Origin of the sequence: Halodesulfovibrio sp. MK-HDV (assembly GCF_009914765.1) — a bacterium.
GTDB lineage: Bacteria > Desulfobacterota > Desulfovibrionia > Desulfovibrionales > Desulfovibrionaceae > Halodesulfovibrio.
In genome coordinates this window covers 46,023-72,140 of record NZ_WYDS01000012.1, presented here as the reverse complement: position 1 = coordinate 72,140, position 26,118 = coordinate 46,023, and the positions used below count along the sequence as shown (strand labels likewise).

The window sequence follows — 26,118 nt, the reverse complement described above, 5'->3', positions numbered from 1 at the left end:
ACAGCCAACCGAAAGAAAAATGGGCAAAGTAATTCCCCTACATGCCTATGCAGCTTCTTCCGAAAAACTTGACGACTCTATTACTGAAAAACAGGCGATACACGACTAACTTATTCAGCGACGTTTCCCCAGCACAGAATCCCGAAAACCACTTAGTTAAGTTATACTATAGAGGCGCTACATGAGCACACCCAAAAAACCTGAACATGCACTCATCATCAATGGAAACAGTGCTGAAGCCGCATTGGATAGAAAAATGCTGTTTCGCATTGGAATCCGTAGTGCACTAATAGTAGATTCAGTCTCTGGAACGTTCCGCTCGTTATCCAAGGCTCAGTCAGGTGAAATTGATTCATTTGACTTGATACTCTGCGGTGCTCAGATGAAAGATGGCGATGCTCACTATTTGATAGATAAGCTCAAAAGCATTCGAACCCAAATAGGTGTTCCTGTTCTTGCAGTTTCAACTTCACCGACAAAAGACTTTGTGATGCGTACTCTCACGTTAGGGCACTCATCTTTTTTAGCCCGACCATACACAATGGACGGACTAGTGCAGCAAGTGATTCATGCCGTACGTAATACCTACGGCATAGCAATTCCTACATCTGCACTGCCACAGGGTTCCCAGGATACTAAGGCATTACTTGCACCGGAACCAGACACAGCAGACACTCTTTGCGAACGTGGTAAAAAGCTACTGAAAAATCATCACTGGGACAGCGCTATTGAAACGTTCTCTCAGGCCATTTCCCTTAATCCAAAGCACGGTGCTGCCTATGTTGGACGCGCTAAAGCATGGAAGGGAAAAAGAGACAATGGGCAGTACATTCAGGAACTAAATGCAGCTGGTGACATTTACATGGCTCAACACGACTATGAAGGTGCCGCAAATGCACTGAAGCCACTATATGCCACTCATGAAAAAGAAAACCCGTTGTACTCCACCGCAAAATCACTCCTGCAGGAAGGTGATTTTACAAACGCAGCCTCTGCGTATGTGCACGGTGAAAAATTAAGCCCCGGCATACACCTGCATCAACAAATTTCTCGTGCTTGCATGTTTACAAGAGCCCCGCAGCAAGCTGCAAAAGGGATATGCAAAAAGATTTATGAACAAGGTCACGAGGAAAAAGCAAAGCTCCTATACAAGAGAATTGTAGGTGCCCCTGCCCGGCGGCACCCCTCGAGGCAGAAGAAGGTAAACTGGTTAGACAGCTATCCAGCGTTATCTGAAATTGTTTCTGTAGCTAAATACAGCTATCAGGCCTACCAGTCATTCCAGCACCCATAATGATGCAATGACAGGCCACATGTGACAAAATGCTTTTTTGCTCAATCAGTACCAAAAACAAAATGCCTCGAAAGAAATTCTTTCGAGGCATTTTTATGCACAAAGGTCTGTGTACAAGGAAGGTTATTAGCCTTGATCCAGTTCGCGCAAATAGCGGAAAAGTAATTTAGAAGATTTTAACGGCTTCTCTTTTTCCATTTCTTTTTTTGTATTACGCACAAGTTGACGAAGTTTCTGCATATCCACATTCGGATATGATTCAACAATCGTGCTAAGTACTTCTTTATCACCTTGAATCAAGCGTTCACGCAAGCGCTCCAAGTGATGAAAATCAGCACTCTGAGCAGCTTTACCTTCCTGTGCTTCCTCAATACGCGCCCTAATAGGCTCGATATCTACTTCACGAAGCATTTTGCCAATATACTGCATTTTACGGCGTTTGGCTTCGTGCTTAGTAATTGTGTGCAGTTCTTCATATTCCTGCATCAAGAAATCCGGAAGATTAAAAGAACGAATAGCGCTGATCGGATAAGACGCCAGCTCTTCTCCGATTTTTTGGATAGCTGTGCTGCGACGTTTCTTTTCTGAACGGCTTAAATATCCGTCGTCCTCTTCAAATTCCACATCCTGTTCATTATCTGTAACCATCTTAGACCTCCAAGATGGTCTGCTTCTACCGCAGGGAATTACATTCGTAAAGCCTCTGCATACACAAGAACGCTTTTCCTCACACAAAAACCGTCATTATCTAAAATTCCACAACGCGCTCGGTAGTTCCACATAAAATTCTATATCATGTCTCGGCAATTCAATAAGCAACATCAGAGTATCTGACGGCTCCAATCTGAAAACATTATCGAACAAGCGGGAAATAATTTCATCCCGTGTAACTGCCGACTCACTTGCAACCTGATCTGCGGCCGAGCGCACAACGGTTGTTGCCTCATGGTGCAAAAGAATCCGCTCTGGATCAACAGGAACGGCTATTTCCCCAAACCGTTCTGTTTGCAGTTTCTTTGCTAAATAGTATTGTCTCATTGATAATTGCATACTATCTCCGCGCTTGAACAGCCTACCGATACATATTATACTAAATTACGACACAATGTGTACGGTGGCTGTTTATTTCAGTTTACAAACCTGTTGTTTAATCTAAACGACCACATTGATTGAGGCATCTGTGCAAACATTTCAATTTTTTGTTCTGGCAAAGAGATAGCCACTACAAGCGGCCCTGCGGGTTCAATGTAGTATATATTATTATAAAGGTGCTTTTGGAGGTTATGATGATGTAGCCCCAATCTCTCTGCTAATGTTTCAGCACTCTTGATTAATGCATCTTTTCCATCATCGTTTAGTTTTATATCCTCATAATCAATATGAATCGCACCGGTTGCGTTATACTCAGTCTTAATTTTTTCGATAATCTCTAGTCTGACATTGGATTCTTTCATGTGCTGCTCCTTTTTCTACAATAATAGGATTTTTATCTTACTATAATGCAACACAAAGAATGCTGTATCAAAGGCTTTCAGATATACAATTTTCTTTGTTCTATGTAACTCTCTTAGTCTTTAAGTATTGTTTAGCAACCACGCTTTTTATATTACAACACATCTTATCTCGACCTTACCGTTAATAAATTACATGTAAGCATGACATAGGTACTACAACAGTGCGAACCCCATTATACAGAACTATCATCCGTTACATTAAAGTTGCACCGTTTCCACATGCAACCGCGCTAACATTGTTGTTTGTAGCTACAACACTTTACATAGAGGCCCATTTCATCCTGAATAATGGGGTTTCGGTCTATGGGGCTGTGCTTTTTGTACTTTCTGCACTTTTTGGCTGGGGCGTTATTTTATGTCAGGCTGATGCCTTTTCCCGCTTTAGAGAATTCAAAAGAATCAAAGCTATCTTTTCGCGCAGAGGATTCACCCCGCGTATCCTCAAGCTTCTCTCTACTTCTCGCTGTCAACGCGATGCTGCCCTTCTTGCAGCAAAAGAAACAGGACACCGCCATCTTGCTGCGACCTATTTTAAGAAGCTTGGCTATCGCTGGTATCATGTCATTCCGGATGCAATATCCCGAAATCCTATGAACTTCTTTAGCTCAAATTTTCTGCGAACAACCTTTCTGCCCCGCAAAGACACTTTGCAGCAATAAAACCGTTTTAATAGTGAACAAAGTATGCAACCATGCTGTTTAACAAATATACTACGGCGCAGTGCCCATCATAGCTGCACCGTTGTTGAGCAATACGGAGGCACTATGACAAAAACTATTGATCTGACACTTTCTGTTACTGAATCCCCACAGGATCTCGCCCGCCATGCCGCAACAATCTTTGTTGACCGTTGCCACGACGCAATCGAAAAGCGCGGAGAATACAACGTAGCAATTTCCGGCGGTCATACGCCGAAACTCTTTTTTGAAGTTCTTGCTTCATCGCAGTTCTGCGCGGATATCCCATGGGAAAAGGTAAACTTTTACTGGGTGGATGAACGAAGTGTAGGGCCGGATGATGAGCAATCCAACTATCGTCTTGCAAAAGAAGAGTTACTTCATAAAGTATCAGCAACCCATTTTTATAGAATGAAAGGCGAGATCAATTCGCAGGAAGCTGCGGATGAATACGAAAGCCTTCTCCGCCGCCACTTCCAACTTGGCGACGGCGAAGTTCCACGCTTTGACTTCATCCTGCTCGGGATGGGACCAGATGGGCACACAGCCTCACTCTTCCCAGGGTATGATGGCATCGAGATTACTAACAGACTGGTAACAGATCAGTACATCCGTGAAATGGAAGCTTGGCGCATCACACTCACATTGCCTGTTCTAAACAATGCGCGTGCATGTGTTTTTCTGATTCAAGGAAAAGAAAAACATGGTGTACTCGTAAAGGCACTCGACCTGTTAGGCGAAAGAACACTACCTGCTCAAAGAGTTCAGCCTCATAAAGGAAGACTCTACTGGGTTGTTGATCAAGACGCATACAATGGTTAATTTTACATAAAAAAAAGCCCTTATTCCTGAGAACAAGGGCTTTTTTTATATTCACGTTTATGCGTCAGTAACATCATCTATCAAGGCATTACCGTTTGTAAGTTCCACAACGGCATCAGAAAAATTCTTTCCATGTTCTTTTGGCATCTCAACAACAAAAGTAACATCGGCACCAAACGTTTCTTCAAGCACCTTTATCTCATACTTCGGTAGCATTCGCTTAAATAATGTCACGGCGCTATAGTCCATAATGACCTCAAGCCGTACCGGTGTAATTTTCTCTCGAGTAGGTACTGTTTCCAGTCCAAGCTTCACCATACCGGAATATGCACGAACCAGCCCGCCGGTACCCAACTTTGTTCCGCCAAAATATCTCGTAACAACAGCAGCAACTTCCCCCACGTCAGCATGCAGCAGCATGTTAAGCATGGGTTTTCCTGCTGTACCGTGCGGTTCTCCGTCGTCACTCATGCCTACCATGGCAGTCGTTCCGGGAGGCCCCGCCTGATACGCCCAGCAATTATGCGTGGCATCGGGAAATTCTGCTTTCACAGCAGAGACAAATGCCTTTGCTTCTTCCACAGAGGGAGTATGAGCCAGCGTTACAATAAACTGGCTCTTCTTAATGCTATCTTCAACACGATACTGTTTCGTATCTGGAATAAGGTACCTATCTGACATGCAATGCAAATACCCCTCTGAAGAGCTCCTTGCAATTCTTTTTACGGCAATAAAAAAGAGAGCCTCATTGTGAGACTCTCTTATAACATTCTATAAACTATCCGGCAGCTATATCGCTTTAGATGTCGCCATCAGGTAAATTTCATGCGGATCAAGAATCAGTATTACAGAACCATCGCCCATAATTGTTGCGCCGGAAATACCCTTAAGATCTCCAAGGTATTCACCAAGTGGCTTAATAACGATCTCCTGACGCTCATGCAGCTTGTCTACAACAAGTCCGAGCCTTCTATCGTTATCATGAATAACAACCACTGAGAGCACGCCTGTTTCTTCAGAACGCGGTAAGTCGAGCAGGTCTGACATGTAGACAAGACCAAGAACTTCACCCCGCAATGTAACAGCTTTACGACCATTCACATCCGTAAGACGTTCTGCTTCGATTTTTGTTGTCTCGGAAACAGCATCAAGCGGAATTGCAAATTCTTCTCCGGCAACATTGACCATAAGAGCGTCAATAATAGCCAGTGTAAGCGGCAGAGTAAGAGTAAAACGAGTGCCCTTTCCAAGTTCGGAATTAATGGACACGCTACCCTTAAGGTTTTTAATGTTAGTACGAACAACGTCCATACCAACACCTCGGCCTGAAATATCTGTAATCGTTTCAGCAGACGAGAAGCCCGGTGCAAAAATCAGTTCCATTGCTTCGCGATCATCAAGAAGCTTCGCTTCATCAGCACCGAGAATACCTTTCTTAACAGCAACTTCACGCATTTTTTCAGGATCAATTCCTTTACCATCATCTTCAATTTCGATGGCTACGGAGTTACCCCGGTAATATGCGCGCAGATGGACTGTGCCTTTACCCTGCTTACCTGCTTTCAGACGATCTTCTTCAGACTCTACACCGTGGTCCATTGCATTTCGAATAAGGTGAACAAGTGGATCACCGATAACTTCGACAACGCTTTTATCCAGTTCTGTTTCTTCGCCCTGCATAATCAGTTCGACCTGCTTGCCGCTTTTGCGGGAAAGATCTCGAACCAAACGCGGGAAGCGAGAGAATACTGAAGACACGGGAACCATGCGAACCTTCATGATTGTATCCTGAAGATCGTCAGAAATACGTGCCATTGCGTATGTTGTTTCAGTCAAAGACTGAGCAACTTCCTGAATGTCTACGTTCTGTCCGCTTTCAAGGTTACGGGCAAGCATGGTGTACCTATTTCGGTTAATGATAAGCTCACCGATGAGGTTCATCAAATGGTCAAGCTTTTCATGATCAACACGAATCGTACTGGAAGATTTAGGCTTCTGCTGTTTTGCAGGTGCCTTTTCTTTTGCCTTAGCTGGTGCGGGAGCTGCTGCCGGTTTTGAAGCTACTTTCGCTTCCGGTTTAGGTGCTGGTTTCGGTGCAGGCTTGGGTGCTGGTGTTGCAACTGGCTTAACCGATTCAACGGGTTCAACAGGCTCAACCGGCTTAGTTGGCACAGCAGGTTTTGGAGCTGGCTTAGGAGCTTCCTGAACCGGTTCTGGTTCTGGTTCCGGCTCTTCAACAAGAGCATTAGCAACAAAAGAAACAGGAGAATCGGCGCTGCCGGTATCTGGCAGTTCAAGATTAAGTTCCAATTCTTTTTGTGGCTCAGGGGAACGCTCGCCCACGCCTTTTAATCGCGCACTGGTATCAATACAAAGAGAGAAAACGGCCAACTCTGCATCAATCATATCGTTCAGAATTTCAATTTCCTGAAGCAACAAATCGAGCATGAGTGCAAAGTCCATGTCGGCATTTCGACCGGAATCCACAAGACCCGCCGTACGTTCTGCTTGAACACGAGGCTTATCATATTGCATATAGCTGCATGAATTCTGCGTGGTAACAAGACTGCGATACAGGCTGTTAATAAACTCTTCTTGAGAAGAATCTTTTTCTAATTCTTTGACTGCAAGTTCTACTGCAACACGCTGCTGAGTGAGTGTTACGATGAAGATATCCATGTCTTCTTTGTCGTACTCGGGAATCTCTTCCACTTCTTCAGCTTCTTGAACAGGCTCTTCCGCTGGTGCAGGCGCTGGTGCATCCTTAGCAACTTCAGGGAATTCACCATGCTCTACAGCGTGGCGCAATACAGATAAAATTTCGGAAAGATCAAACTGTGGAACAAGGCCGGATTCAGCATCAATTTTATTAACAAGAGTATCAATAAAATCTACACAGCGAAGCAAGGTATCAATAAGTCCCTGAGTAACAGGAAGCTCACCTTTACGAGTTTGATTAAGCAGTGTTTCAGCTTCGTGTGTAAGGCTGTTCAGCTCATGAAAACCAATAATTCCGCTATTACCTTTCAAGTTATGGAAAAAACGGAACAGGTCATTTACAAGATCATCGTTATCATCTGGATTTTGCTCAAGCTCGAGAAGACCATTACTCAGGTCGGCTGTGTTCTCAATGGCTTCTTCAATAAAGTCACGTAGGTGCCCCTCACCAAAAGACGTGAGCGAGTAAAGCTCGCCTTCCGGAAGGTCTACGACAACACGGCTGCCAGTATCCAGCTCAGCTTCTTCTAATTCAATAAAATTGTCTTCCTGCACAGCTTCGAGAGGCGTATCTTCAACAGCGGCAGGTTCAGGTTCATTAGAGTCAGCAACACTTGCTGCCGGTGCCGGAACATCTCCAGCAAGCAATGCATCAAGTGTCTGATTAATCGGCTCGGTTGCTACGTCGCCTTCCTCCCCCTCATTATCAAGGTTATCGATGATCTTGCGTAAAGCATCTGTAGCCTCAAGAATCACATCCATTATCGCAGGAGTGGCTGCCATAGTCCCTTTGCGCAATTCATCCATGATGTTTTCAGCACGGTGCGCAAGTGTGTTCATTTTATTGAGACCAAGAAAACCGGATGCGCCCTTTAACGAGTGCATCGGCCTAAAGATTTCATTCAATAACGAGGTATCTTCCGGATCTTTTTCAAGTTCCAACAAGTTTGGCTCGATAGTCTCCAGATGTTCTTTTGCTTCGATAATAAAATCAGCAAAAATTTCCGGATCTAAAAAATCTTGGCTCATACTTTGTCCCCAAATGGATGTAGTGAAAAACGCATAATACAGGCAAGCCCAACAACCGCCTGTGCTCTGTCTAATATAGTATCGGTAGTATTTTACAGATAATTAGAAAACATAAAGAAAAAACAAACCGATGACATGCAGAACGCATTTAGGTCACAGAAAAACTACTGCAAGCAACCACTTGCAGTAGCAAAAAGATCACAACGTCGGTTAGCCAAGTAACATTCGAACGTTTCGAACCATTTTTTCTGGCTGTGCTGGTTTTACCATGTACAGGTTCGCTCCAAGGCTCATACCAAGCTTAATATCCTGCTCCTGTCCTTCAGTAGAAAGAACAACAATAGGCATGTCTCGGTATGTGTCCTGCTTGCGCACGTTTTCAATGAAGGTAAAACCATCCATGTGCGGCATGTTGATATCTGTAATAATGAGATCAACAGCTCCACAGGAATACAATTTTTCCAAACCATCAAGACCGTCTTCCGCAGCAGTAACCTTAAAGCCTTCATTTTTCATAATAAACGCTACGAGATTTCGAACTGTCTTGGAATCGTCTACAATCAGAATATGTTTACTCATTTTTAGCGCTCTCTATCCTTCAAGAATGGCTTCAACAATATTATCAACTGAAATAATACTTATGAGCGAGTCTTTAGATTTCATTAAACCAAAGATATACTGAACTGCGATTCCCAGATGAGATTCAACAGCCCAGTCAATGGAATCCTGCGGCACCCTGTACATTGTGTGTACAGTGTCGATAACAAGCCCGAACTGGAGTCCGTGCCGTTTACAAACCACAATAAATTTATCTGCCCGCTCTTGTTCTTCTAAACCAGCAATACCGAGTAATTCCCGCAATTGAATAATCGGCGTTACTATCCCCCGTAAATTAATGACTCCAGTCACAAAAGGTGGTGCAACGGGAAGTTTGGTTGCTGGCAAGCTCCGGATTACTTCCTGAACGGCATTAATTGGAACAGTAAATTCTTGGCGTCCAAGAAAAAAGCTGACCATTTGCAATTCGCTTTCATTACGAAGCTGTTCAAGTAAATCTGGTTCTCTCTCTAAGCCACCATGCCAAGTTCTCTCTCCAGCCACTGGAGCCTGTGTATCAACGTCTGAACTGTCTTCCATAACGGATTTGCTTGCAGAATTTGCAACCTCATCCTGAATAGGTTCAGCAACTGCAATCTCAGGAGCCTGAGCTCTTGGTGCAGTAGACGAGACTTTCACCTCATCTTCTTCAAAAGATGAAGGCGTATTCATCTTTTGGACAAGTTCTTCTGAAGGAGCAGCAAGCGTAACTGTCGGAATCGGTTCTGCAGTTGCGGAAGTCTCATATGATGAGCCAACCGCAGTAAGAACACATTCCGGCTCAATGGATTTATTCAATCCAAGTCGCTCTAATGCTTCTGATTCATTCACCCCAAGGTATTTTGACATAAATGCTGCTTCAGCCGCAGTAAAAGTACTTGCGGGTTCAGCCTGCACAACATCAAATAAATGATCTTCAAAATATTCTTCAGGAGTTTTTACCATAGGCTTTCTACCTCTTTTGCCAAAAGCTCATACCCACGTGCCCCACGGCAGGATGCATCAATTTCATATACACTCTTTCCCAGAGCACTTGCATCCCTAAAGCGGGTATCAATTCCAATTACTGAGGAAAACATTAAATCCCCCATTTTTCTACCGAGCAGATCCAGTACCCTGCGGCACGCCCCCGCTCGCTTATCATACATTGTAGCCAATGCACGGTACGTAACTGGTTTTGGCAAAACCTTATTAAGGGTGCGTAGCGTATCAAAAAGCAATTTCAGCCCATGTAGCGCTAAAAAATCTGTCTGAATGGGTATAATTAACAGATCACAAGCAACAATCGCATTTACCTGAAGCATCCCCAGCTGGGGCGGACAGTCCAAGAGGATATAGTCATACTCATCACGAACCTCTTCGAGCGCAGATTTAAGCAAACTGCCCTTTCCGTGTTTTTCCTTAAGGTCAACCTCGAGCTCTGAAAGCCTGATAGATGCCGGTGCAACGTCAAAATATTGACCGTCTTTTCTATCGATTAACTGCTTCCATAACAACGGCCAAACCTTACGCGGCGCTGTAAACAAATCGTATGTTGTGCGCTGCACTGTATCCGGAAAAAAACGCAAGTGGACAGAAGCACACGCATGAGGGTCAAGATCCATAATGAGAACCTTTTTATTCATACGTGCTAACGCTGCACCGAGGGTGACAGTTGTGGTAGTTTTTCCCACGCCGCCTTTTTGGTTGGCGATAGCCAGAACTTTGGCGTTCAAACTATACTCCTCTACAGGATGCCCCGCTGCTTCAGATTAAGAATCTTTGCGATAAACGATTGCACCCTTATGATGTTCAGGTCTAAATGCCCGAGATATATTATGCAATGACTCAGAATGTCCAATCAACAATGCACCTCCAGGCTGGAGGTTATCGTAGAAAGAACTCATTACCCGAGTCTTCATTTCATCATCAAAATAGATGATTACGTTTCTACAGAAAACAATCTGAGACCGCTCAATCCGTTTCATCTGCAACTTGTCGTTAAGGTTCAACTGATCAAACCTGACAAGTTTTTTCACGTTATCTGCAAGATGATATTCCCTTCCATCCTTCTTGAAATACTTACGAGTAATTTCAGGAGGAGTGGTTCGCAGCGCATAGTCGGAATAAATTCCGCTCTTTGCAGCTCCGAGAACAGCAGTGGAAATATCGCTTGCTGTAATCTTGATGTCCCAGGAAGCAATTTCAGTCTTGAGAACTTCATGCAAAATTATGCCCAAAGTATATGGCTCTTCACCGGAGGAACAGCCAGCAGACCAGATACGGAGCCTACGGCTACGTTTTGCTCTGAGGGTGTCCAACATTTCTTTAAGCACAACCTCTTGGAAAACCTTGAGTTGTGGTGGATTTCTATAAAAGCTTGTCTCGTTTGTCGTAATCACTTCGTAGAGTTTATTCAACTCTTCTCTACGGTTTTTATCGTACCGAAGGTAGTAGTAATATTCACCAAACGTTTTAAGATTTAAATCTTTCAGGCGTGCTGCCAATCTATTTTCAACCAGGTACTTTCTGTTGTCAGCAATATGAATCCCGCACAAATCGTAGATATGATCTCTGATTTGGCGAAACTCTTCATCACTGGCATGAAGCTCCCGCTGAAAACTTGTGGATCTCGAGAAAAGTGATGACACATGGCCCCCCTACTATCTGCTTCTGATTTGATCTGCCGCTCGTTCTGCAGCTTCACAAATCTCCGGATCATCGTGACTCATCATGGTTAACAGTGCACCGAAACAACGTTCTGTGCCCATTTTACCAAGCATTTTTACTACCTTATGCTGAACAAGAACACTTCTTGCCGCAAAAACATTCAGCAATGGCTCCACCACTTCATCAGTGTGCAGTGCACTAAGATGCTCGATTGCGCGTATCGCTACCCAGTCATCTTCGTCATTCAAAGCTTCAATAAGATCAGTCTGGTAGATTTCAGACTGGGTTTTGCCAATCATATCGATGACTGCAAGTCGAATATCTCTATTGCTGTCATGGAGCAGAGCTTGAACTTGGTCTACAAGAGTTGCAGGTTCAGAGCTCAGCGCAATCAGCCCTTCCAGTGCTACAAGTCGAACATCAACAACAGGATCGGAAAGTGCTTCTTTGAGCAGTTCAACATGAACATCATTCATGGATTTACCAAGAGCGTAGACTGCCATCATGCGCTCTGTAGCATCTTCACTTTCCACTCTGGATACAAAACGAATCCAAAGCATTTCATTATTCATGGCAATTGCTGCTTCTAATGCTGCATCCTTCACTTCAAAGGACTCATGAGACAGCATTTCGAAAATCATTTCGGCACTTTTAGGAGAATTTGTATTTTCACCAAGGAAGTACAATGCTTTCTTAATAATCAATTCATCGGTGTGCTCGTTCAACATATTCTGGAAGAACATTTCCTCTGAAGAACTAGCAGCCTTAACAAGCACTGTAATGAGGTCGCGCTGTACAAACAGCCCTTTATCGTTGAATACGGAAAGAAGAGTCGGAATGGCTTTCTTCATCTCGTCTTCAGACATACGGGAAACGGCTTCCGCCGCAACGCGCAAAGCAAGTTCGTTGTCATCAAGGAACACATCCAGCATGGCGTTATTACAACCAAGATGTGCAAGGCACTCTACAGCAGCAATAAGCTTATCGGTATCGCGATCAACATTAAAAGTGGCGACAGTGCTCATCACTTTCTGTGTTGCCTCATCACCTTTGGCGGTTGAAAGACCACGTAACGCTGCAAGCTGTATTTGCTCATCTTCATCTTCAAGAGCAGCAAGCAAAGCATTATTAAACTGATCCCGCTTTTCAGCCGGAAGCAATTCAAGAGTCTTATCTCCCAAAAGCTGTACAACAGCGCGGCAAATTTTATTCTGTAATGGTGCAGGTGCTGTTGCCATCTGCTCTATAAGTAGTGGGACGATCTTAAGGTCACCCATTTCGCCAAGTGCTTCAACAATCATGGAAGCTACAAGCGGAGTGGAATGTCCAAGAGCACGAACTAACGCACCAGCAGTCTGCGCTGCGCCAATTTTAGTAAGAGCTTCGATTACAGAAAACTGTACCCACTCTTCATCTTCCAATGCTTGAATCAGGCTATCTGCTGCATCAGAAAAGCCAAGTTCTCCCAAGCTGACAGCAGCCTGATAACGAACGTTAACTTCTTCATCTTTAAGCAGTGCATCACAGAGTGGTGCAACAGCAAACAGACTGTTGGAAGAACCTAAAATATCCGAAACAAAAATTCGAAGATCAGGATCTGTGCTACCAAGTTGGCTCATCACACTTTCGAGATCGTCTTCGGCAATTTCGCGCAAAATATCCATTGCAGCGTTACGTACCGGAGCTTCTTCGGAAGCAAGTAATGGAATTACTGTTTGAACAGTTTTTTTCCCGCGGATAACACGAAGAGCACGATCTGCAGCTTCCTGCACCCCTAAGTTGCCTTCCTGTATATGCCGGATGAGTTCCGGAACCGCACACTCCATCTTTTCTGAACCTGCAACAAAGGCAGCATCACGAACGGACTCGGAATCATCAGAGCGTAACTGATTTAAAATTTTGTCACATCCAGACATACATGTACCTTCTTCGTTAGCGGAAATCCCGCATACATTATTTGTAAATGCTTGCCATCAGAGCTGCCGCCATATCATCGATATCCAAAATCTCGTCGGTCAGCTTTGCATCCACAATGGCCTTAGGCATTCCGTAAACAACACATGAGGCATCATTCTGAGCTAGAATATAGCCGCCTCTGCTTTTCAATTCACGAATTCCAAGCAAGCCATCATTCCCCATACCAGTAAAAATTGCCCCCACAGCACGACGTCCCTGTGCTTTGGCAACAGACTCGATCAACACGTTAGCAGATGGCTTATATAACGCATCGGCAGGCTCTTCTTTCACCACAACTTCCATTCTGGACCCACGCTGCTGCAACACAATGTGCTTTCCCCCCGGTGCAATATATGCAGTTCCGGGTACGATTGGCTCAGAACCTGATGCTTCTTTCACTTTAATCTGACAAACACTATCAAGGCGTTTGGCAAATGGACCGGTAAACGCAGCAGGCATGTGTTGTGCTATTAAAATAGCAGCAGGGAAATTTGCAGGAAGTTTAGATAACACCTTCTGCACCGCAGGAGGGCCGCCAGTAGAAACACCAATGGCGACAACATCACGCTTAGGTCTCCCGCGCATAACAGGTGGTGCCATGCGTGCAGCAGCCTTTGCCGCAAGCGGCGGACGACTGGTGCGCGGAGCACGTATTTTACGGCGAGATACATGTTTTACTTTTTGTTGAAGGTCTTTTTCAATTTTGACAATCTCAAGAGAAACCTTGGAAAGCTGCTTTGGAATAAAATCAACAGCACCAAGCTCCATAGCTTTAAGTGTTGACTCTGCACCTTCCATAGTAAGGGAACTGATCATCAAAACAGGACGCGGCATCTCCATCATAATATGTCGGAGTGCCGTAAGGCCGTCCATCTGGGGCATCTCGATATCAAGTGTTACAACATCAGGATCGTGCTGTCTGATGACAGTAAGTCCATCTGCACCGTTACGTGCTGTTGCTACAACTTTAATATCTGGATCCTTCTCCAGCATTGTTGTCAGCGCTTTCCGCATAAAAGCGGAGTCATCTATTACTACAACCCTAATCAACAGAATCTCCTGTTCACATTTTTCAACGGATCAGTACAGTATGCACATTCTTCCAACAGCAATATACTGTATGTCGCTACCTGTCTGTTTAGAACACCATAGAGAATTCTAATTATTTTACAATAGGCAACTATTCGCTATTTTAAGGAAAAACATTTTTTACATGCATTCCCTATACAGTATCAACTAACACTTCGCGAGTATGGCTTGCATAATGAAAAGTACTGACTCTCATAAAACATTCCACTGCCTACAACAGCAACAAAAACTAAAGTAAGAACAAAAAAAGCCGCGAAACCATGTTTTGGCATCGCGGCTTTTACATTCTATGTAAAACTACTTGTATTGCAAAGTAACAACTGTAGTCACAAACAGACCGCGGCTACAATTCTTATCGGCAAAAACAAATTAATCTGAAGAGGAAAGTCTAGATACTTCTACCATTCCTTCTAGTGCACGGAGTTTATCAATAGTTCTGTATAGATGTGCAATGTCTCGCACCTCTACAGTAAACTCCATTTCTGACATTCCATCCACCATTGAATGGAACACGCCTGCATCAAGGTTAACTTTTTCCTGCATAAGCAGGTCACTAACCTTTGCCATCATCCCCATAATATTCTTGGCGATCATTTTGATACGAGCAGGATACGGTTTATCCTCTGTTCCATCCCAGAATACGGAGATGAGACGCTCAGCTTCAAGATTCTGAACATTAGGACAGTCTGATGTATGAACAGTTACACCACGCCCACGACTAATGAACCCGATGATAGCTTCGCCCGGTACAGGAGTACAACAACGCGCGAAACGAACCAGGACATCATCAACACCCTTAATGCCCACACTATTTGCAAGAGTTTGCTCAATCCTATCATCAGGAGTTGGAGCAACTTCTGCTTCTTCAACATCCGGCACTTCTTTCGGCTGGAGACGCTGAAGAATCTTGCGAGGAGTTAAACGTGCATACCCAACCTGTGAAAGCAGTTCATCCACTTCCTTCAGGTTGAATTCATCGGCAACCGCTTCAAACGCACCCTCTTTGAGAGCCTTCTGGACGTTAATATCCATACGGCGTCCCAATTTTTCCAACATCTCCTTACCAAGGCTGATGGAACGGGTACGTTCTTCCGTACGAATAAAGTGGTTGATACGGGTACGTGCTTTTGCAGTCTTTACAAAGCGCAGCCAATCACGACTAGGATGTCTGTGCTGATCTGTAATAATTTCTACGGTATCACCATTTTTCAATGGAGTAGAAAGTGGAACAAGCTTGCCGTTTACCTTTGCACCGGAACATTTATCACCAACATGTGTGTGAATCATGTACGCAAAGTCGATAGGGCTCGCCTCTTCCGGTAATTCTTTTACATCACCACCAGGGGTAAACACATAGACTTCGTCTTTAAACAGATCGAACTTCAAAGAGCGCATAAACTCTTTGGAATCCGTTTCCATTTTTTGCCAGTCGAGCAGTTCGCGCAGCCATGTAAACTGCTGCACGTCACGGGCTTTCAGACGTCCTCCGCCACCCTCTTTATACAGCCAGTGTGAAGCTACGCCGAATTCAGCCAACTGATCCATTTCATCAGTACGGATCTGAATTTCGATGCGCTCACCTTCCGGCCCTACAACAGTAGTATGGAGGCTCTGATACATGTTCGCCTTAGGCATGGAGATGTAATCTTTAAATCTACCATGAACCGGCTTCCACATTGCGTGAACAAGACCAAGTACAGCATAACAATCGCGCACATCTTTAACGACTACACGAAACGCAATAATGTCATGAACCTGATCAAGTGTTAGGTTCTGCTGTTCCATCTTGCGATAGATTGAATAGCGGTACTTAATACGCCCTTTAATCTCGGCTTTGATGGTATTATCGCTCATCATTGATGAGAGGAGCTGAATCACGCTCTGGATGTATTCCTGCCCTGAAGTTCTGTTTGCATCCAACCATTCGGTAATGGAGCTAAACACTTCCGGACGCAGGTAACGAAAACTTAAATCTTCAAGTTCCAGTTTAATACGGTGCAAGCCAAGACGGTTAGCAAGAGGGACATAAATGTCCATAGTCTCCTGCGAAATAAGTTTTTGCTTGTGAGTCTTCTGGAAATCAAGAGTGCGCATATTGTGCACTCTGTCCGCGAGCTTAACAATAAGAACGCGGATATCTTCCGCCATCGCAAGGATCATTTTACGGATATTTTCCGCCTGAGCTGCTTCCTTGCTTGCAAATGTCATCAAACTAATTTTTGTTACACCATCGACAACATCCGCGACTTCTTCACCAAACTGAGTATCAATGACTTCAATGGTAGCAGACGTATCTTCTACCGTGTCGTGCAATAATCCCGCAGCAATGGAAACATCATCCATACGCATACAGGCAAGCTCATAAGCGACAGAGAGCGGATGCGACAGATAAGGCTCACCGGAAAGGCGAGTCTGGCCAGCATGCGCAGCAGCAGAAAACACGTACGCTTTCTGAATCAGAGCTACATCCGCATCGGGACGCAGTTCTGTTACTTTATCTAATATTTCCTGAATCCTGATCATGGATTAGTTTGCAACCTCGTAACGCCTCTGGCTTTTAGGAACCCACCATCGGTCTAAATTATGCGTAATGCCTGCCGGTGCAGGCTCAATTCCTTTAAATCGCCTGTGTACGATCGGTAACGCATATGAAACGAATAAAAAGCAATATGGCTGGTCCGTGTGCAAAATTTCCTGCACATGATCATACGCTTCCTTACGCACCTTCATATCGAGAGTATTCCGACCAATATCAAGCCATTTATCAAGCTCCGGATTGATATATTTAATAAAGTTCAAGCCACCGTCTTCAGCCCGTGAAGAGTGCCAAACTGTAGAAATATCCGGATCCTGAAGGATGTTCCACCCCAAAATAAGTGCGTCAAAGCGTCCCTTATTCAAAAATTCTTTGATGAATGCTGCCCATTCAACAGTTCTAATAGTGACCTGAATACCAATATCTTTCAACTGACTTTGAATGATCGTGGCAGTTTTTATTCGTGCTTCGTTCCCCTGGTTGGTAAGAATTGTGAACATAAACGGTATGCCATCCTTTTCAAGCATGCCATCCGCATTTCTAACCCAACCTTCTTTTTCTAATAATTTCGTTGCCTTATCAGGGTCATACCCGTAGTCTTCAATCTCTTTATTGTAGACCCATGTACCCGGCTTGTACGGCCCGATAGTTGGCTTGCCCTGTCCGAATAAAACCCCTTTAACCAGCCCTTCTTTATCGATTGCGTAAGAAATTGCTCTTCGAACAGCTGAATCTTTAAAAAGCGGGTTCCTAAAATTGAAGCCTAAAAAGGAATAGCCAAAGGATAGATATCTGTACTTTGCAAAATTTTCTTCAAAGTATTTACTGTCGGTCTGATATAAATACTGCTGCGGTGTAAGCGACATCATATCCAGATGCCCTGCCTTCAATTCCAGAAACATCGTGGTAGTGTCTGGGATAACGCGGTACACCATTTCATTCAGGTATGGTCTGCCAAGAAAGTATGTGTCGCTTGCTTCAAGAACAATCTTCTGGCCTCTATCCCATTGTTTAAATTTAAACGGGCCTGCACCAATGGGGTTTTCGGAAAGTGGAGAGTTGGTAACATCTTTACCTTCCAACAGATGTTTAGGCATTATGTCCAACATCCAACTTAACAAAATACGGGCAAGAGGTTTTTCGTATGTTGCTTCAAAGGTATACTTATCTATCAAAGTAAACTTTTTTACTAAAAGATAGTCTTGTGCATATGCTGTGGGTGTATTGGGATCGATATACAATTTATATGTAAATTCTACATCTTCCGCAGTAAGGGGTACTCCATCTTCCCATACAACATCTTTACGCATCGTGATGCGTATTTTCTTTCCCTCATCTAAAACTTCAAATGATTCTGCTGCGTATGGAACAATTTTTAAGTCTTTATCGTACTTTAGAGGAGACACATAAATATTTGATGCAACCTCGTGAGACCCAGCATCAGAGCTCAGCATAGGAATCATATTTGCTATATCGCCAATTGAGCCTAAAATAATGCGTCCACCGTATTCCGGTTTCTGAATATTTGTTGTATTGTCTCCAACGGCTCTTGCGGATTGCTTGTTAGCAGAAGCCGCAGAGTTGGATGCAGATTGCTTTTTTTCAGCAGGAGAGCTGCAACCTGTTAAAAATAGAACACATAACAGTGCTCCCAAAAGCACTCTATTTTGCAAACTGCAATGCATAGCATCCTCACTATTGCCAAAATCATCAGATAGAGTATCCTGAGTGGATACAGAAAAAAATATTTAAGACGGTAGAAGTAACGCTAACAAACTTCTACCTTATTGAAAACTGATTGAATTTTGAACAACCTTATGCCCCTTTGCTATAGGGTAACATAGCGGGACGCCTTTTTTGGGCGTTACATACTCCACAAGGAGCTTTTTTAGATGGATGAGGCTTCCGCAAAAAAACTGCTTCATGAATTGGTATCGAGTACCATTCCAGAATATATTATCGAAGGTTCCCAATATCTTCTCGACTCCGGCGGAGTTCAGAAGATTAGTGTTAAAAAAGGGGACGGATACTGGGACATCTCCGGTACAGTTCAAGGTGAAGATTTTCAGATTTATTCTCCGAAAATTTCGCTGGATTTCCACGAGAACTCCACAAACTTCATCTGCAACTGTCCTGAGGCGTTTTCTGGTGCGTGTCGTCACGTAGGTGCCGCTGCTCTCAAGTTCATCCCTTCTCTTGAAGAGGGAGCTACTACCGAGGCTGCTCCTGCGAAGCCACGCTCAGACTGGAGACAAAACTTCAGATCCTACTTCTCTACCGAACTCGAACCAGAAGCCGGCAGACACTACCTTCTTTACCGTTTTCACCCAGAACCGGGCAGATTACAGGTTTCGTTCTTCCGTGCGAGACAGAACAAATCTGGTTTGTCCACAGTGCATAACGAAATTACAATCCAGCAACTCCTCGATCATCCGGACTGGCATGAACAGACTCCGGGGCTTGCAGAGCTGTTGGAACAAGTCGGCAAGTACAACGACTATTTCGGACATCGTGTAGAAATCCCCGATGGTCTTCTCACGTGGTTCCTCTGGACTGTTAAGAATGAGTATTACTTGTTCTGGCAGGACACAGATAAGCCGTGCCGTATTGAAACTACAACCATGCAGCTTAAGCTCAAGCCTGATCTTGAGGAAGCTGGTCTCACCTTTGCGGTAATGATTGAAGGAAGCGGTAAGCAACCTTTATCAATTACTGAAGAGGACGTATCATTCCACGGCCAGATGCCGTTATGGGTTTGCTGGAAAAAAGGGTTCCACCCTGTTCACACTACCTTGGACGCCATACTCGTTCAGGATCTTGTGCAGCATCCTCCGCACGTCAGCCGTGATGATATCCCTGAATTTCTTGACCGAGTCTGGACACAGTTCCCGACGTCCGACTTACATGAGCCTGAGAAGTTTCTGGAGCACATGGAACCTATTTTTGTTCCTGGCACGTACAACCCGAAACTTTTCCTTGATGAAGAAGGTTCACTGCTCACTCTGGAAATTCAGAACTTTTACGAGACAATTCACGGAGAATTCTTGCTTCCGGGGCCTAACCCTGAATTTATGACAGGTAGTTATTCCTACGAAGGCACCACATACCTCATTCGCCGCATGCAGGGTGAAGAGGCATTTCTTGCTGAAAAATTGCTGGAAATGAACTTCCAGCCGCGTAACAACCGTATCTGGTTCCTGGAACCTGAAGAAGCTATTACCTTCCTGTTGGATGCGTACCCTAAACTTGTTGAGCAGTACCGAGTATTCGGCGAAAAAGCGCTCTCCAAGTACAAGGTTCGCCTTGCCACTCCGGTTATCAATGCCACCGTGGAATCCAATGAGGACGAAAAATGGTTCTCTCTTGATATTGAAGTTGATTACGATGGCCAGAAGGTTCCGATCGATCTTATTTGGAAAGCATGGTCTCAGGGCAAACGCTATGTTCAGTTGAAAGACGGTTCATACACCAGCTTGCCAGAGTCTTGGCTTGAAAAAGTTGCGCACAAACTGCGCGCTATGGGTCTTGACCCTGAACAGCCACCACAGCAACGTTTTGAACAATACGAAGCGCCGGTATTGGACAACTTGCTTGATGATCTTCCTGAAGTGGAAACTGATGGATTCTGGGATACGCTTCGCGAAAAGATACATACTTTCAAAGAAGTTACCTCTATTGATCCGCCAGCAGGGCTACAAGCCACACTTCGCGGATACCAGCAGCAGGGTCTCAGCTATCTTAACTTCCTGCGTGAATATGGTTTCGGCGGCATCCTTGCCGACGAAATGGGTCTCGGTAAAACTATCCAGACTCTGTCCTTTATTCAGCACATGGTAGAACGTGGAGACAACGGCCCTAACCTTATTGTTGTTCCAACCTCTGTTCTCCCCAACTGGGACCGTGAGGCCGCTAAGTTCGTACCAGAACTCAAGCGTCTTATTATTTACGGAACCCGTCGTGAAAACATGTTTAAACAGATCAACAATTCTAACTTAGTTGTAACAACATACGCCCTGCTTCGCCGTGACCTTGAAGAGTTACAAAAGTATGAGTTTAACTCTATCATCCTTGACGAAGCACAGAACATTAAGAACCCGAATACCATCACAGCTCGCTCTGTTCGGAAAATCAGCGCCCAACAGAGACTTTGTCTCTCCGGTACCCCGATTGAGAACAACTTGTTTGAACTGTGGTCTCTCTTTGAATTCTTAATGCCGGGCTTCCTTGGCTCACAGCACGCCTTCCAGCGTGGTATTGTGAAACCTATTAAAGATGGTGACGAAGAAACAATCGAGCAACTACGTACTCGCGTGAAACCATTTATTTTACGTCGTACAAAAGCAGAAGTGGCAAAAGACTTGCCGCCTAAAATCGAAAACGTTCAGTACTGTGCACTTGCTGAAGAGCAGGCAGAGCTTTACCATGCCTTGGCTTCCAAGCTTAGAGAACAGGTTATGTCTGACGTGGACGAACGAGGCATGGCACGCAGCCAGATGTCTATTCTGGATGCACTTCTCAAGCTCCGTCAGATTTGTTGTCACCCGCGCCTTCTCAATCTCAACATGCCTGGATTTACGACAAACCTGCCTTCCGGTAAGTTTGAAGCATTCAAGGACATGATTACTGACATTGTTTCTGAAGGGCACAAAGTACTGGTATTCTCACAGTTCGTATCCATGCTGCACATTATTCGCTCATGGTTACAGATTGCAGATATTCCGTACGCGTACCTTGACGGTACATCCAAAGACCGTTTCGATCAGGTAGACAGGTTTAACGATTCACCGGATATTCCTATCTTCCTCATCTCTCTGAAAGCAGGCGGTACTGGTCTTAACCTGACAAGTGCTGACTACGTTATCCACTATGATCCTTGGTGGAACCCTGCTGTTGAAAATCAGGCGACTGACCGTGCTCACCGTATCGGGCAGAAGTCTCAGGTATTCTCATACAAAATGATTTGTTCGGATACTGTTGAAGAAAAGATTCTCAAACTTCAGGAAATGAAAAAAGGTGTAGCAGACTCTATTATTCCTGGTAAGGAAGCATGGAAATCACTCACCCGGGACGATCTTGAAATGCTGTTCGATATTTAGTTCAGCAGACAAGCAATAAAAAAAGAGGGAACCAACTGGTTCCCTCTTTTTTTATCCTTAAAAACTGCCAACCGCCTAACTTTGGTTCGCTCTACATTTCACGATAAAGTCCACGTGATAATGCTCGTCATGGCGAACCCATGAACGTCTTGTAGAAAACTGAACATACTTTTCTAAATACGGCCAGCGGCTTGTTCCTGTTAACTGCTTCTGCAATGCAGGATCAAAAATAACTCTCCATATCTTCACACCGCGCTCTGCTGCTTTCTTATGCAACCAGTAGATATGTTCAGTCATTGCCTCAAAATCAATCTGCAAATCATCCATCCGGCCTCTGCGGTCAAATTCTAATGAATACCCAAGTTTATTGAATACAGAACAAGGCAGCGGGACAGATTTACCCTTTGAATTCCGAACAGGAACCATAAAATCTACAGAAAGACCATTTTGGTGTGTCTTATGCGGCTTAAAAGACCCACCGGACTTCCAACCTGTTTCGCCGTACACAAAAGTTGCATCAGGTATTGTCTTTTGCAGTGCTTTATAGCTAGCCAACACAACTTCTGCGATTTTTGAGTGAACATACGTTCTTCCTGCAATCCACCCAAGATCAGAATATGCAGAAAAATTCAAACCAGTACGCGGAAGCCTGACACCGCCTGACAAGTGACCAGATCGTGTTTCACCAAAGCAAATGCTTTCTTCAGCAGAAAATGCTGGAAGGCTCGACATCAGCAGCATCACCACCAAAGTCAGCCCCCTAAATAACCGTGAAAGAACCATCAAAACCTCTAAAGGGCAGCCACGTACATGTGACTGCCCATATTTATATAAAGAATAGAGATTCCTACAGCACAGCTGCTAAACGGCAGATCTATGGGCAGAACCTTCTAAGACACCTTTCACAAGCTCTGGAAGCTGAGCAAGGTCTGGGCTGATAACAAATCCTGCGTCACGCATAGCTTGTAACTTCAGTTCGATACCGCCTGAATTCTCATCAAGAATCGCACCGGCATGTCCAAGCCGTTTTCCCGGAGGTGCTGTACGTGCGGCAATGAAAGAAACTACCGGCTTTTCAAAGCCAGTCATTCTAACATAGCGGGCAAGCTCTTCTTCTGCTGAACCACCCACTTCACCCAGAATAAGCACTGCGTGAGTATTGTCGTCATTACGGACAAGTTCAAACAGATCTGTGAAGCTTGTTCCGATAAATGAGTCACCACCGATACCAACACAAATCGACTGCCCGATTCCGGCTTGCGAAAGTCTGTCCGCAGCTTCATAAGTCAGAGTACCAGAGCGGGAGAAAATAGCGACATTGCCGGCAGTGAAAACATTTGCCGGCATAATGCCAATTTTGCATTGTCCGGGAACGATGACACCGGGAGTGTTCGGTCCAATAATATGTGTACTGGAACCTGACAGGTCTTGCAGTGCAGACAACATACTGGCCTGCGCAATGCCTTCAGTAATACAAATGACCCAAGGTATATCTTCCGTTGCTGATTCAGCGACCGCATCAGCCGCGAATCCGGCAGGAACAAAAATGATCGATGCATCAATGCGGTGCTGTTTCTTTGCCTCGTGCACAGAGTTGTACACAGGAACACCCATCACTTCCTGACCACCTTTAAATGGCGTTACACCTGCAACAATCTTTGTTCCGTATTCCTGCATTAACGCAACATGACGTTGAGCAACCTTACCGGTAATGCCTTGAACGAGTACTTGTGAGTCTTTGTTTAATCCCAAAACATTGGCCACACCTGTGCGTGTAAACGGAGGCACAGAAGGCGGTAGAGATTCTGTATCCAAAATAAATTCAACGGTCGGAGCATCAACAGGTTTTAATGTATTCAAAGTATCCAATGCGTCATTCATTTCACTGGCAATGAATACATTTTCAACAGAAGCTTCCTGCATCAATGCGCGGCCTTCTTCAGACTCAAAACCTGCCATGCGAATAACAATTGGCTTTGGTGCAGGCTGCCCTTCAAGAACTGCAAGCAATGCGTTACCTACTTCTTTACAGGAAACAATTCCGCCGAAGAGGTTAATAAAAACCGCCTTCACATCATCATTACCAAATAGAAGATCAAGAGCACGTTTAATACGCTCTCTGTCTGCAGCACCGCCTAAGTCCATAAAGTTTGCGGCAGTCAACCCGTTAAAGTTCAACAGATCCATTGTCGCCATGGCAAGCCCAGCACCGTTAACAAGAATACCCACCCAGCCTTTAAGCTGTACGTAGCTAAGCCCAGCTTCACGGGCGATGGTTTCTTCGTGGGAATGATGCTCAGGAGTATAGTACCCGCCCAACCTGTCTGGATTTAAATCCACCACGTTGTCATCAAGTTCAACCTTTCCATCAAGAGCCATCCACTCGCCCTGCTTTGTAATAACAAGCGGATTAATCTCTGCCATGAGCAGGCCAAATTCTGTTACGGAGCCATAGAGTTTTTTCACGAGATCACAAAAACCGGCATAGTGTTCTTTGCCTACGCCAAGTTCAAAAAATGCAGCCCGTAAATGATGGTCTTTCAAACCGGAAAGGAGATGAACTCGTTGAATAAGCGGTTTGGCTGCCTGTGTAGAATTTTCTACTTCAATCCCGCCGGCTGCGCTTACTGTGAAGAGAAGGTCTTTGCGCTCACGGGAGAGCACAAAAGAAAGGTAGCATTCTTTTGCAATATCGGTTGCCTGTTCCACTCGAATGAAAGGAACCGTATTGCCTTTGATTTCCATGTTGAAAATTTTTTCAGCTTTCTGGTAGAATTCTGACGAATTATCCGCCCGCAAAATCCCACCGGCTTTTCCGCGGCCACCTGTAAGAACCTGTGCTTTAAGGTACCACGGTGGCTCCATATGCTCAGGAACAGCTATCGTATCAGGTGTTAAAAGAGTTCCCTCTGGGGTAGTAATTCCAGCCTCGCCAAACAACTTCTTGCTCAAGTGCTCGTTCAGAAACATGATGCTCCGTCCGTAAGATGAGAATTATCAGTCATCAAGTGTTGGAACCATTCGCTGGACAAGAATGTTCGTGTACGGCCTTCCGTACTGGTCGGCGATGAGAAGCTTACATCTTATACCGCACACTGTATCAGTCACAATATAGTGTCTAAGTCTACAGCATGCAGCATATGCCCACACGTTACTCAATAATGTTCATAACAACATTGCGAAGACGTGTTCCGACCAAAGTCTCATAATTGCATAACAGCGTTAACATCCAGCATCCTCAGCCAGCACATACTGCGTCTCTTATTAATAAGCACGCGGTATGTGGGCATATGTCCGCAGGGCTAGTACCATGCGGCACTCATTGCTATGTACAGCTGGTAACTGTACATCCGAAGTCATGCCGGTCATGCCGACATGAAAGGATATAGGAAAATCAGCAATGCGCCGCCGCTATGGGGAAGACGCATTGCTGGAATCGTCTGAAATTTGATAGCTAGCTACCAAACACATTGGCTACTGCTAGTAACCGGCATCTTCATTAATCAAAACAATTTTGATGCGTTTTGGCGGGAAACATTTTTCAGTAATTGTCCAGATATTACAGATGCGCTCAGAACTGGAACAGTCCAGACACTGGCCTGTTTTTTTACAAGGAGTTTTCATATCCAAGCGCATGGTATTAACCGGTGCTACGTAATCTTTAATGCGGAACATTGCATCATCAACAGTTTCCACAAGCTTGTTTCTACTAATAAATAGAACAACATGCTTTGGGCCGAAGTTTAATGCCGCAACACGGTTACCGGTCATATCAAGGTTTATGAGCTTACCGCATTCGGTCACACCGTTTGTGCCGGTAAGGAAAAGATCAGCCAACAGAGACTGACGACGCAGTTCATATTTTTCTTCAGCGGAAAGTGATTTATCGTATGGATCAAAAAATTCTAATGCTTCATTTGAACGCACATCGTCGAGAATTCCAGTATCTGCAAGAGTAACTGAACCACCAATAGCCACGGTTTTTACACCTTTGAGTGAAGACATGATCTCTTCATTAAATACTTTTTTTGCATCTTTGACAGAGTTTGCCATAAATACTTCAAAGTTATTCTTTTCAAGAACCTCTTTCAGTTCTGCCAAGCGTAAAGTCCAAAAGGTATCAATCGGGTTGGTCATAGTA

At 44.5% G+C, this 26,118-nt stretch carries 20 protein-coding genes; 4 read left to right on the top strand and 16 right to left on the bottom strand.

Annotated features, from left to right (window positions below; all coding sequences use genetic code 11):
* Positions 1–181: 181 nt before the first annotated feature.
* Complete coding sequence (locus MKHDV_RS10785) at positions 182–1,294, top strand: tetratricopeptide repeat protein (RefSeq protein WP_160715170.1); 1,113 nt, start codon at positions 182–184, stop codon at positions 1,292–1,294.
* 126 nt (positions 1,295–1,420) lie between these two features.
* Here MKHDV_RS10785 and yjgA read toward each other — a convergent pair whose 3' ends face one another.
* The 3 genes from yjgA to MKHDV_RS10770 form a co-directional block, all read right to left on the bottom strand.
* The gene (yjgA, locus tag MKHDV_RS10780) at positions 1,421–1,942 is read right to left on the bottom strand and encodes a ribosome biogenesis factor YjgA (protein ID WP_160715168.1); all 522 of its coding nucleotides are present in this window, start codon (positions 1,940–1,942) and stop codon (positions 1,421–1,423) included.
* A 96-nt stretch (positions 1,943–2,038) separates the two neighbouring features.
* Positions 2,039–2,344, bottom strand: coding sequence for a hypothetical protein (locus tag MKHDV_RS10775; protein ID WP_160715166.1), 306 nt, complete (start codon positions 2,342–2,344; stop codon positions 2,039–2,041).
* A gap of 77 nt (positions 2,345–2,421) precedes the next feature.
* Positions 2,422–2,748, bottom strand: a complete 327-nt coding sequence (locus tag MKHDV_RS10770) for a hypothetical protein (RefSeq protein ID WP_160715164.1) — start codon at positions 2,746–2,748, stop codon at positions 2,422–2,424.
* A 221-nt stretch (positions 2,749–2,969) separates the two neighbouring features.
* Here MKHDV_RS10770 and MKHDV_RS10765 point away from each other — a divergent pair, with 221 nt between their 5' ends.
* Positions 2,970–3,467, top strand: coding sequence for a hypothetical protein (locus MKHDV_RS10765; protein ID WP_160715162.1), 498 nt, complete (start codon positions 2,970–2,972; stop codon positions 3,465–3,467).
* Positions 3,468–3,572: 105 nt separating this feature from the next.
* On the top strand, positions 3,573–4,307 hold the full coding sequence (gene pgl / locus MKHDV_RS10760) for a 6-phosphogluconolactonase (RefSeq protein WP_160715160.1): 735 nt from the start codon (positions 3,573–3,575) through the stop codon (positions 4,305–4,307).
* 57 nt (positions 4,308–4,364) lie between these two features.
* On the opposite strand, the gene MKHDV_RS10755 is transcribed toward pgl, so the two are convergent.
* From MKHDV_RS10755 to MKHDV_RS10710, 10 genes are all read right to left on the bottom strand, one after another.
* Positions 4,365–4,988, bottom strand: a complete 624-nt coding sequence (locus tag MKHDV_RS10755) for a YigZ family protein (protein WP_160715158.1) — start codon at positions 4,986–4,988, stop codon at positions 4,365–4,367.
* Positions 4,989–5,096: 108 nt separating this feature from the next.
* Positions 5,097–8,054, bottom strand: coding sequence for a chemotaxis protein CheA (locus tag MKHDV_RS10750; RefSeq protein WP_160715156.1), 2,958 nt, complete (start codon positions 8,052–8,054; stop codon positions 5,097–5,099).
* A 210-nt stretch (positions 8,055–8,264) separates the two neighbouring features.
* A complete protein-coding gene (locus tag MKHDV_RS10745; RefSeq protein ID WP_160715154.1) occupies positions 8,265–8,633 on the bottom strand; it encodes a response regulator in 369 nt (122 codons plus the stop codon).
* A 12-nt stretch (positions 8,634–8,645) separates the two neighbouring features.
* Positions 8,646–9,596: a chemotaxis protein CheW gene (locus MKHDV_RS18940; protein WP_254060458.1), complete on the bottom strand. Its 951-nt coding sequence runs from the start codon at positions 9,594–9,596 to the stop codon at positions 8,646–8,648.
* Positions 9,590–10,366, bottom strand: coding sequence for a ParA family protein (locus MKHDV_RS10735; RefSeq protein ID WP_160715152.1), 777 nt, complete (start codon positions 10,364–10,366; stop codon positions 9,590–9,592). The genes MKHDV_RS18940 and MKHDV_RS10735 overlap by 7 nt, the downstream gene beginning before the upstream one ends.
* A gap of 36 nt (positions 10,367–10,402) precedes the next feature.
* Positions 10,403–11,281: a protein-glutamate O-methyltransferase CheR gene (locus MKHDV_RS10730; protein WP_160715150.1), complete on the bottom strand. Its 879-nt coding sequence runs from the start codon at positions 11,279–11,281 to the stop codon at positions 10,403–10,405.
* A gap of 12 nt (positions 11,282–11,293) precedes the next feature.
* Positions 11,294–13,216, bottom strand: coding sequence for a HEAT repeat domain-containing protein (locus MKHDV_RS10725; RefSeq protein ID WP_160715148.1), 1,923 nt, complete (start codon positions 13,214–13,216; stop codon positions 11,294–11,296).
* Between the two features lie 37 nt (positions 13,217–13,253).
* Positions 13,254–14,306, bottom strand: a complete 1,053-nt coding sequence (locus MKHDV_RS10720; RefSeq protein WP_160715146.1) for a chemotaxis response regulator protein-glutamate methylesterase — start codon at positions 14,304–14,306, stop codon at positions 13,254–13,256.
* 408 nt (positions 14,307–14,714) lie between these two features.
* Positions 14,715–16,868, bottom strand: coding sequence for a bifunctional (p)ppGpp synthetase/guanosine-3',5'-bis(diphosphate) 3'-pyrophosphohydrolase (locus MKHDV_RS10715; protein ID WP_160715144.1), 2,154 nt, complete (start codon positions 16,866–16,868; stop codon positions 14,715–14,717).
* A gap of 3 nt (positions 16,869–16,871) precedes the next feature.
* Complete coding sequence (locus MKHDV_RS10710) at positions 16,872–18,566, bottom strand: peptide-binding protein (protein WP_160715142.1); 1,695 nt, start codon at positions 18,564–18,566, stop codon at positions 16,872–16,874.
* 207 nt (positions 18,567–18,773) lie between these two features.
* Between MKHDV_RS10710 and MKHDV_RS10705 the strand changes: the two genes are divergently transcribed.
* Positions 18,774–21,977 (top strand): DEAD/DEAH box helicase, encoded by a 3,204-nt coding sequence (locus MKHDV_RS10705; RefSeq protein ID WP_160715140.1) that lies wholly within the window; start codon positions 18,774–18,776, stop codon positions 21,975–21,977.
* Between the two features lie 75 nt (positions 21,978–22,052).
* Here MKHDV_RS10705 and MKHDV_RS10700 read toward each other — a convergent pair whose 3' ends face one another.
* The 3 genes from MKHDV_RS10700 to MKHDV_RS10690 form a co-directional block, all read right to left on the bottom strand.
* Positions 22,053–22,709 carry a penicillin-insensitive murein endopeptidase gene (locus MKHDV_RS10700; protein ID WP_216846904.1) on the bottom strand — a complete coding sequence of 219 codons (657 nt, stop codon included), beginning with the start codon at positions 22,707–22,709 and terminating at the stop codon, positions 22,053–22,055.
* A 129-nt stretch (positions 22,710–22,838) separates the two neighbouring features.
* Positions 22,839–24,947: a succinate--CoA ligase subunit alpha gene (gene sucD, locus MKHDV_RS10695; RefSeq protein ID WP_160715136.1), complete on the bottom strand. Its 2,109-nt coding sequence runs from the start codon at positions 24,945–24,947 to the stop codon at positions 22,839–22,841.
* A 510-nt stretch (positions 24,948–25,457) separates the two neighbouring features.
* Positions 25,458–26,114 carry a lactate utilization protein gene (locus tag MKHDV_RS10690; RefSeq protein WP_160715134.1) on the bottom strand — a complete coding sequence of 219 codons (657 nt, stop codon included), beginning with the start codon at positions 26,112–26,114 and terminating at the stop codon, positions 25,458–25,460.
* Positions 26,115–26,118 lie beyond the last annotated feature (4 nt).

Bases quoted from the DNA above. Each gene is read 5' to 3' on its own strand.
- MKHDV_RS10705 (WP_160715140.1), top strand. From the start codon at position 18,774: ATGGATGAGGCTTCCGCAAAAAAACTGCTTCATGAATTGGTATCGAGT.
- MKHDV_RS18940 (WP_254060458.1), bottom strand. From the start codon at position 9,596: ATGGTAAAAACTCCTGAAGAATATTTTGAAGATCATTTATTTGATGTT.
- MKHDV_RS10725 (WP_160715148.1), bottom strand. From the start codon at position 13,216: ATGTCTGGATGTGACAAAATTTTAAATCAGTTACGCTCTGATGATTCC.
- MKHDV_RS10775 (WP_160715166.1), bottom strand. From the start codon at position 2,344: ATGCAATTATCAATGAGACAATACTATTTAGCAAAGAAACTGCAAACA.
- pgl (WP_160715160.1), top strand. From the start codon at position 3,573: ATGACAAAAACTATTGATCTGACACTTTCTGTTACTGAATCCCCACAG.
- MKHDV_RS10700 (WP_216846904.1), bottom strand. From the start codon at position 22,709: ATGTCGAGCCTTCCAGCATTTTCTGCTGAAGAAAGCATTTGCTTTGGT.
- MKHDV_RS10745 (WP_160715154.1), bottom strand. From the start codon at position 8,633: ATGAGTAAACATATTCTGATTGTAGACGATTCCAAGACAGTTCGAAAT.
- MKHDV_RS10770 (WP_160715164.1), bottom strand. From the start codon at position 2,748: ATGAAAGAATCCAATGTCAGACTAGAGATTATCGAAAAAATTAAGACT.
- MKHDV_RS10785 (WP_160715170.1), top strand. From the start codon at position 182: ATGAGCACACCCAAAAAACCTGAACATGCACTCATCATCAATGGAAAC.
- yjgA (WP_160715168.1), bottom strand. From the start codon at position 1,942: ATGGTTACAGATAATGAACAGGATGTGGAATTTGAAGAGGACGACGGA.
- MKHDV_RS10755 (WP_160715158.1), bottom strand. From the start codon at position 4,988: ATGTCAGATAGGTACCTTATTCCAGATACGAAACAGTATCGTGTTGAA.
- MKHDV_RS10715 (WP_160715144.1), bottom strand. From the start codon at position 16,868: ATGATCAGGATTCAGGAAATATTAGATAAAGTAACAGAACTGCGTCCC.
- MKHDV_RS10710 (WP_160715142.1), bottom strand. From the start codon at position 18,566: ATGCATTGCAGTTTGCAAAATAGAGTGCTTTTGGGAGCACTGTTATGT.
- MKHDV_RS10690 (WP_160715134.1), bottom strand. From the start codon at position 26,114: ATGACCAACCCGATTGATACCTTTTGGACTTTACGCTTGGCAGAACTG.
- MKHDV_RS10750 (WP_160715156.1), bottom strand. From the start codon at position 8,054: ATGAGCCAAGATTTTTTAGATCCGGAAATTTTTGCTGATTTTATTATC.
- sucD (WP_160715136.1), bottom strand. From the start codon at position 24,947: ATGTTTCTGAACGAGCACTTGAGCAAGAAGTTGTTTGGCGAGGCTGGA.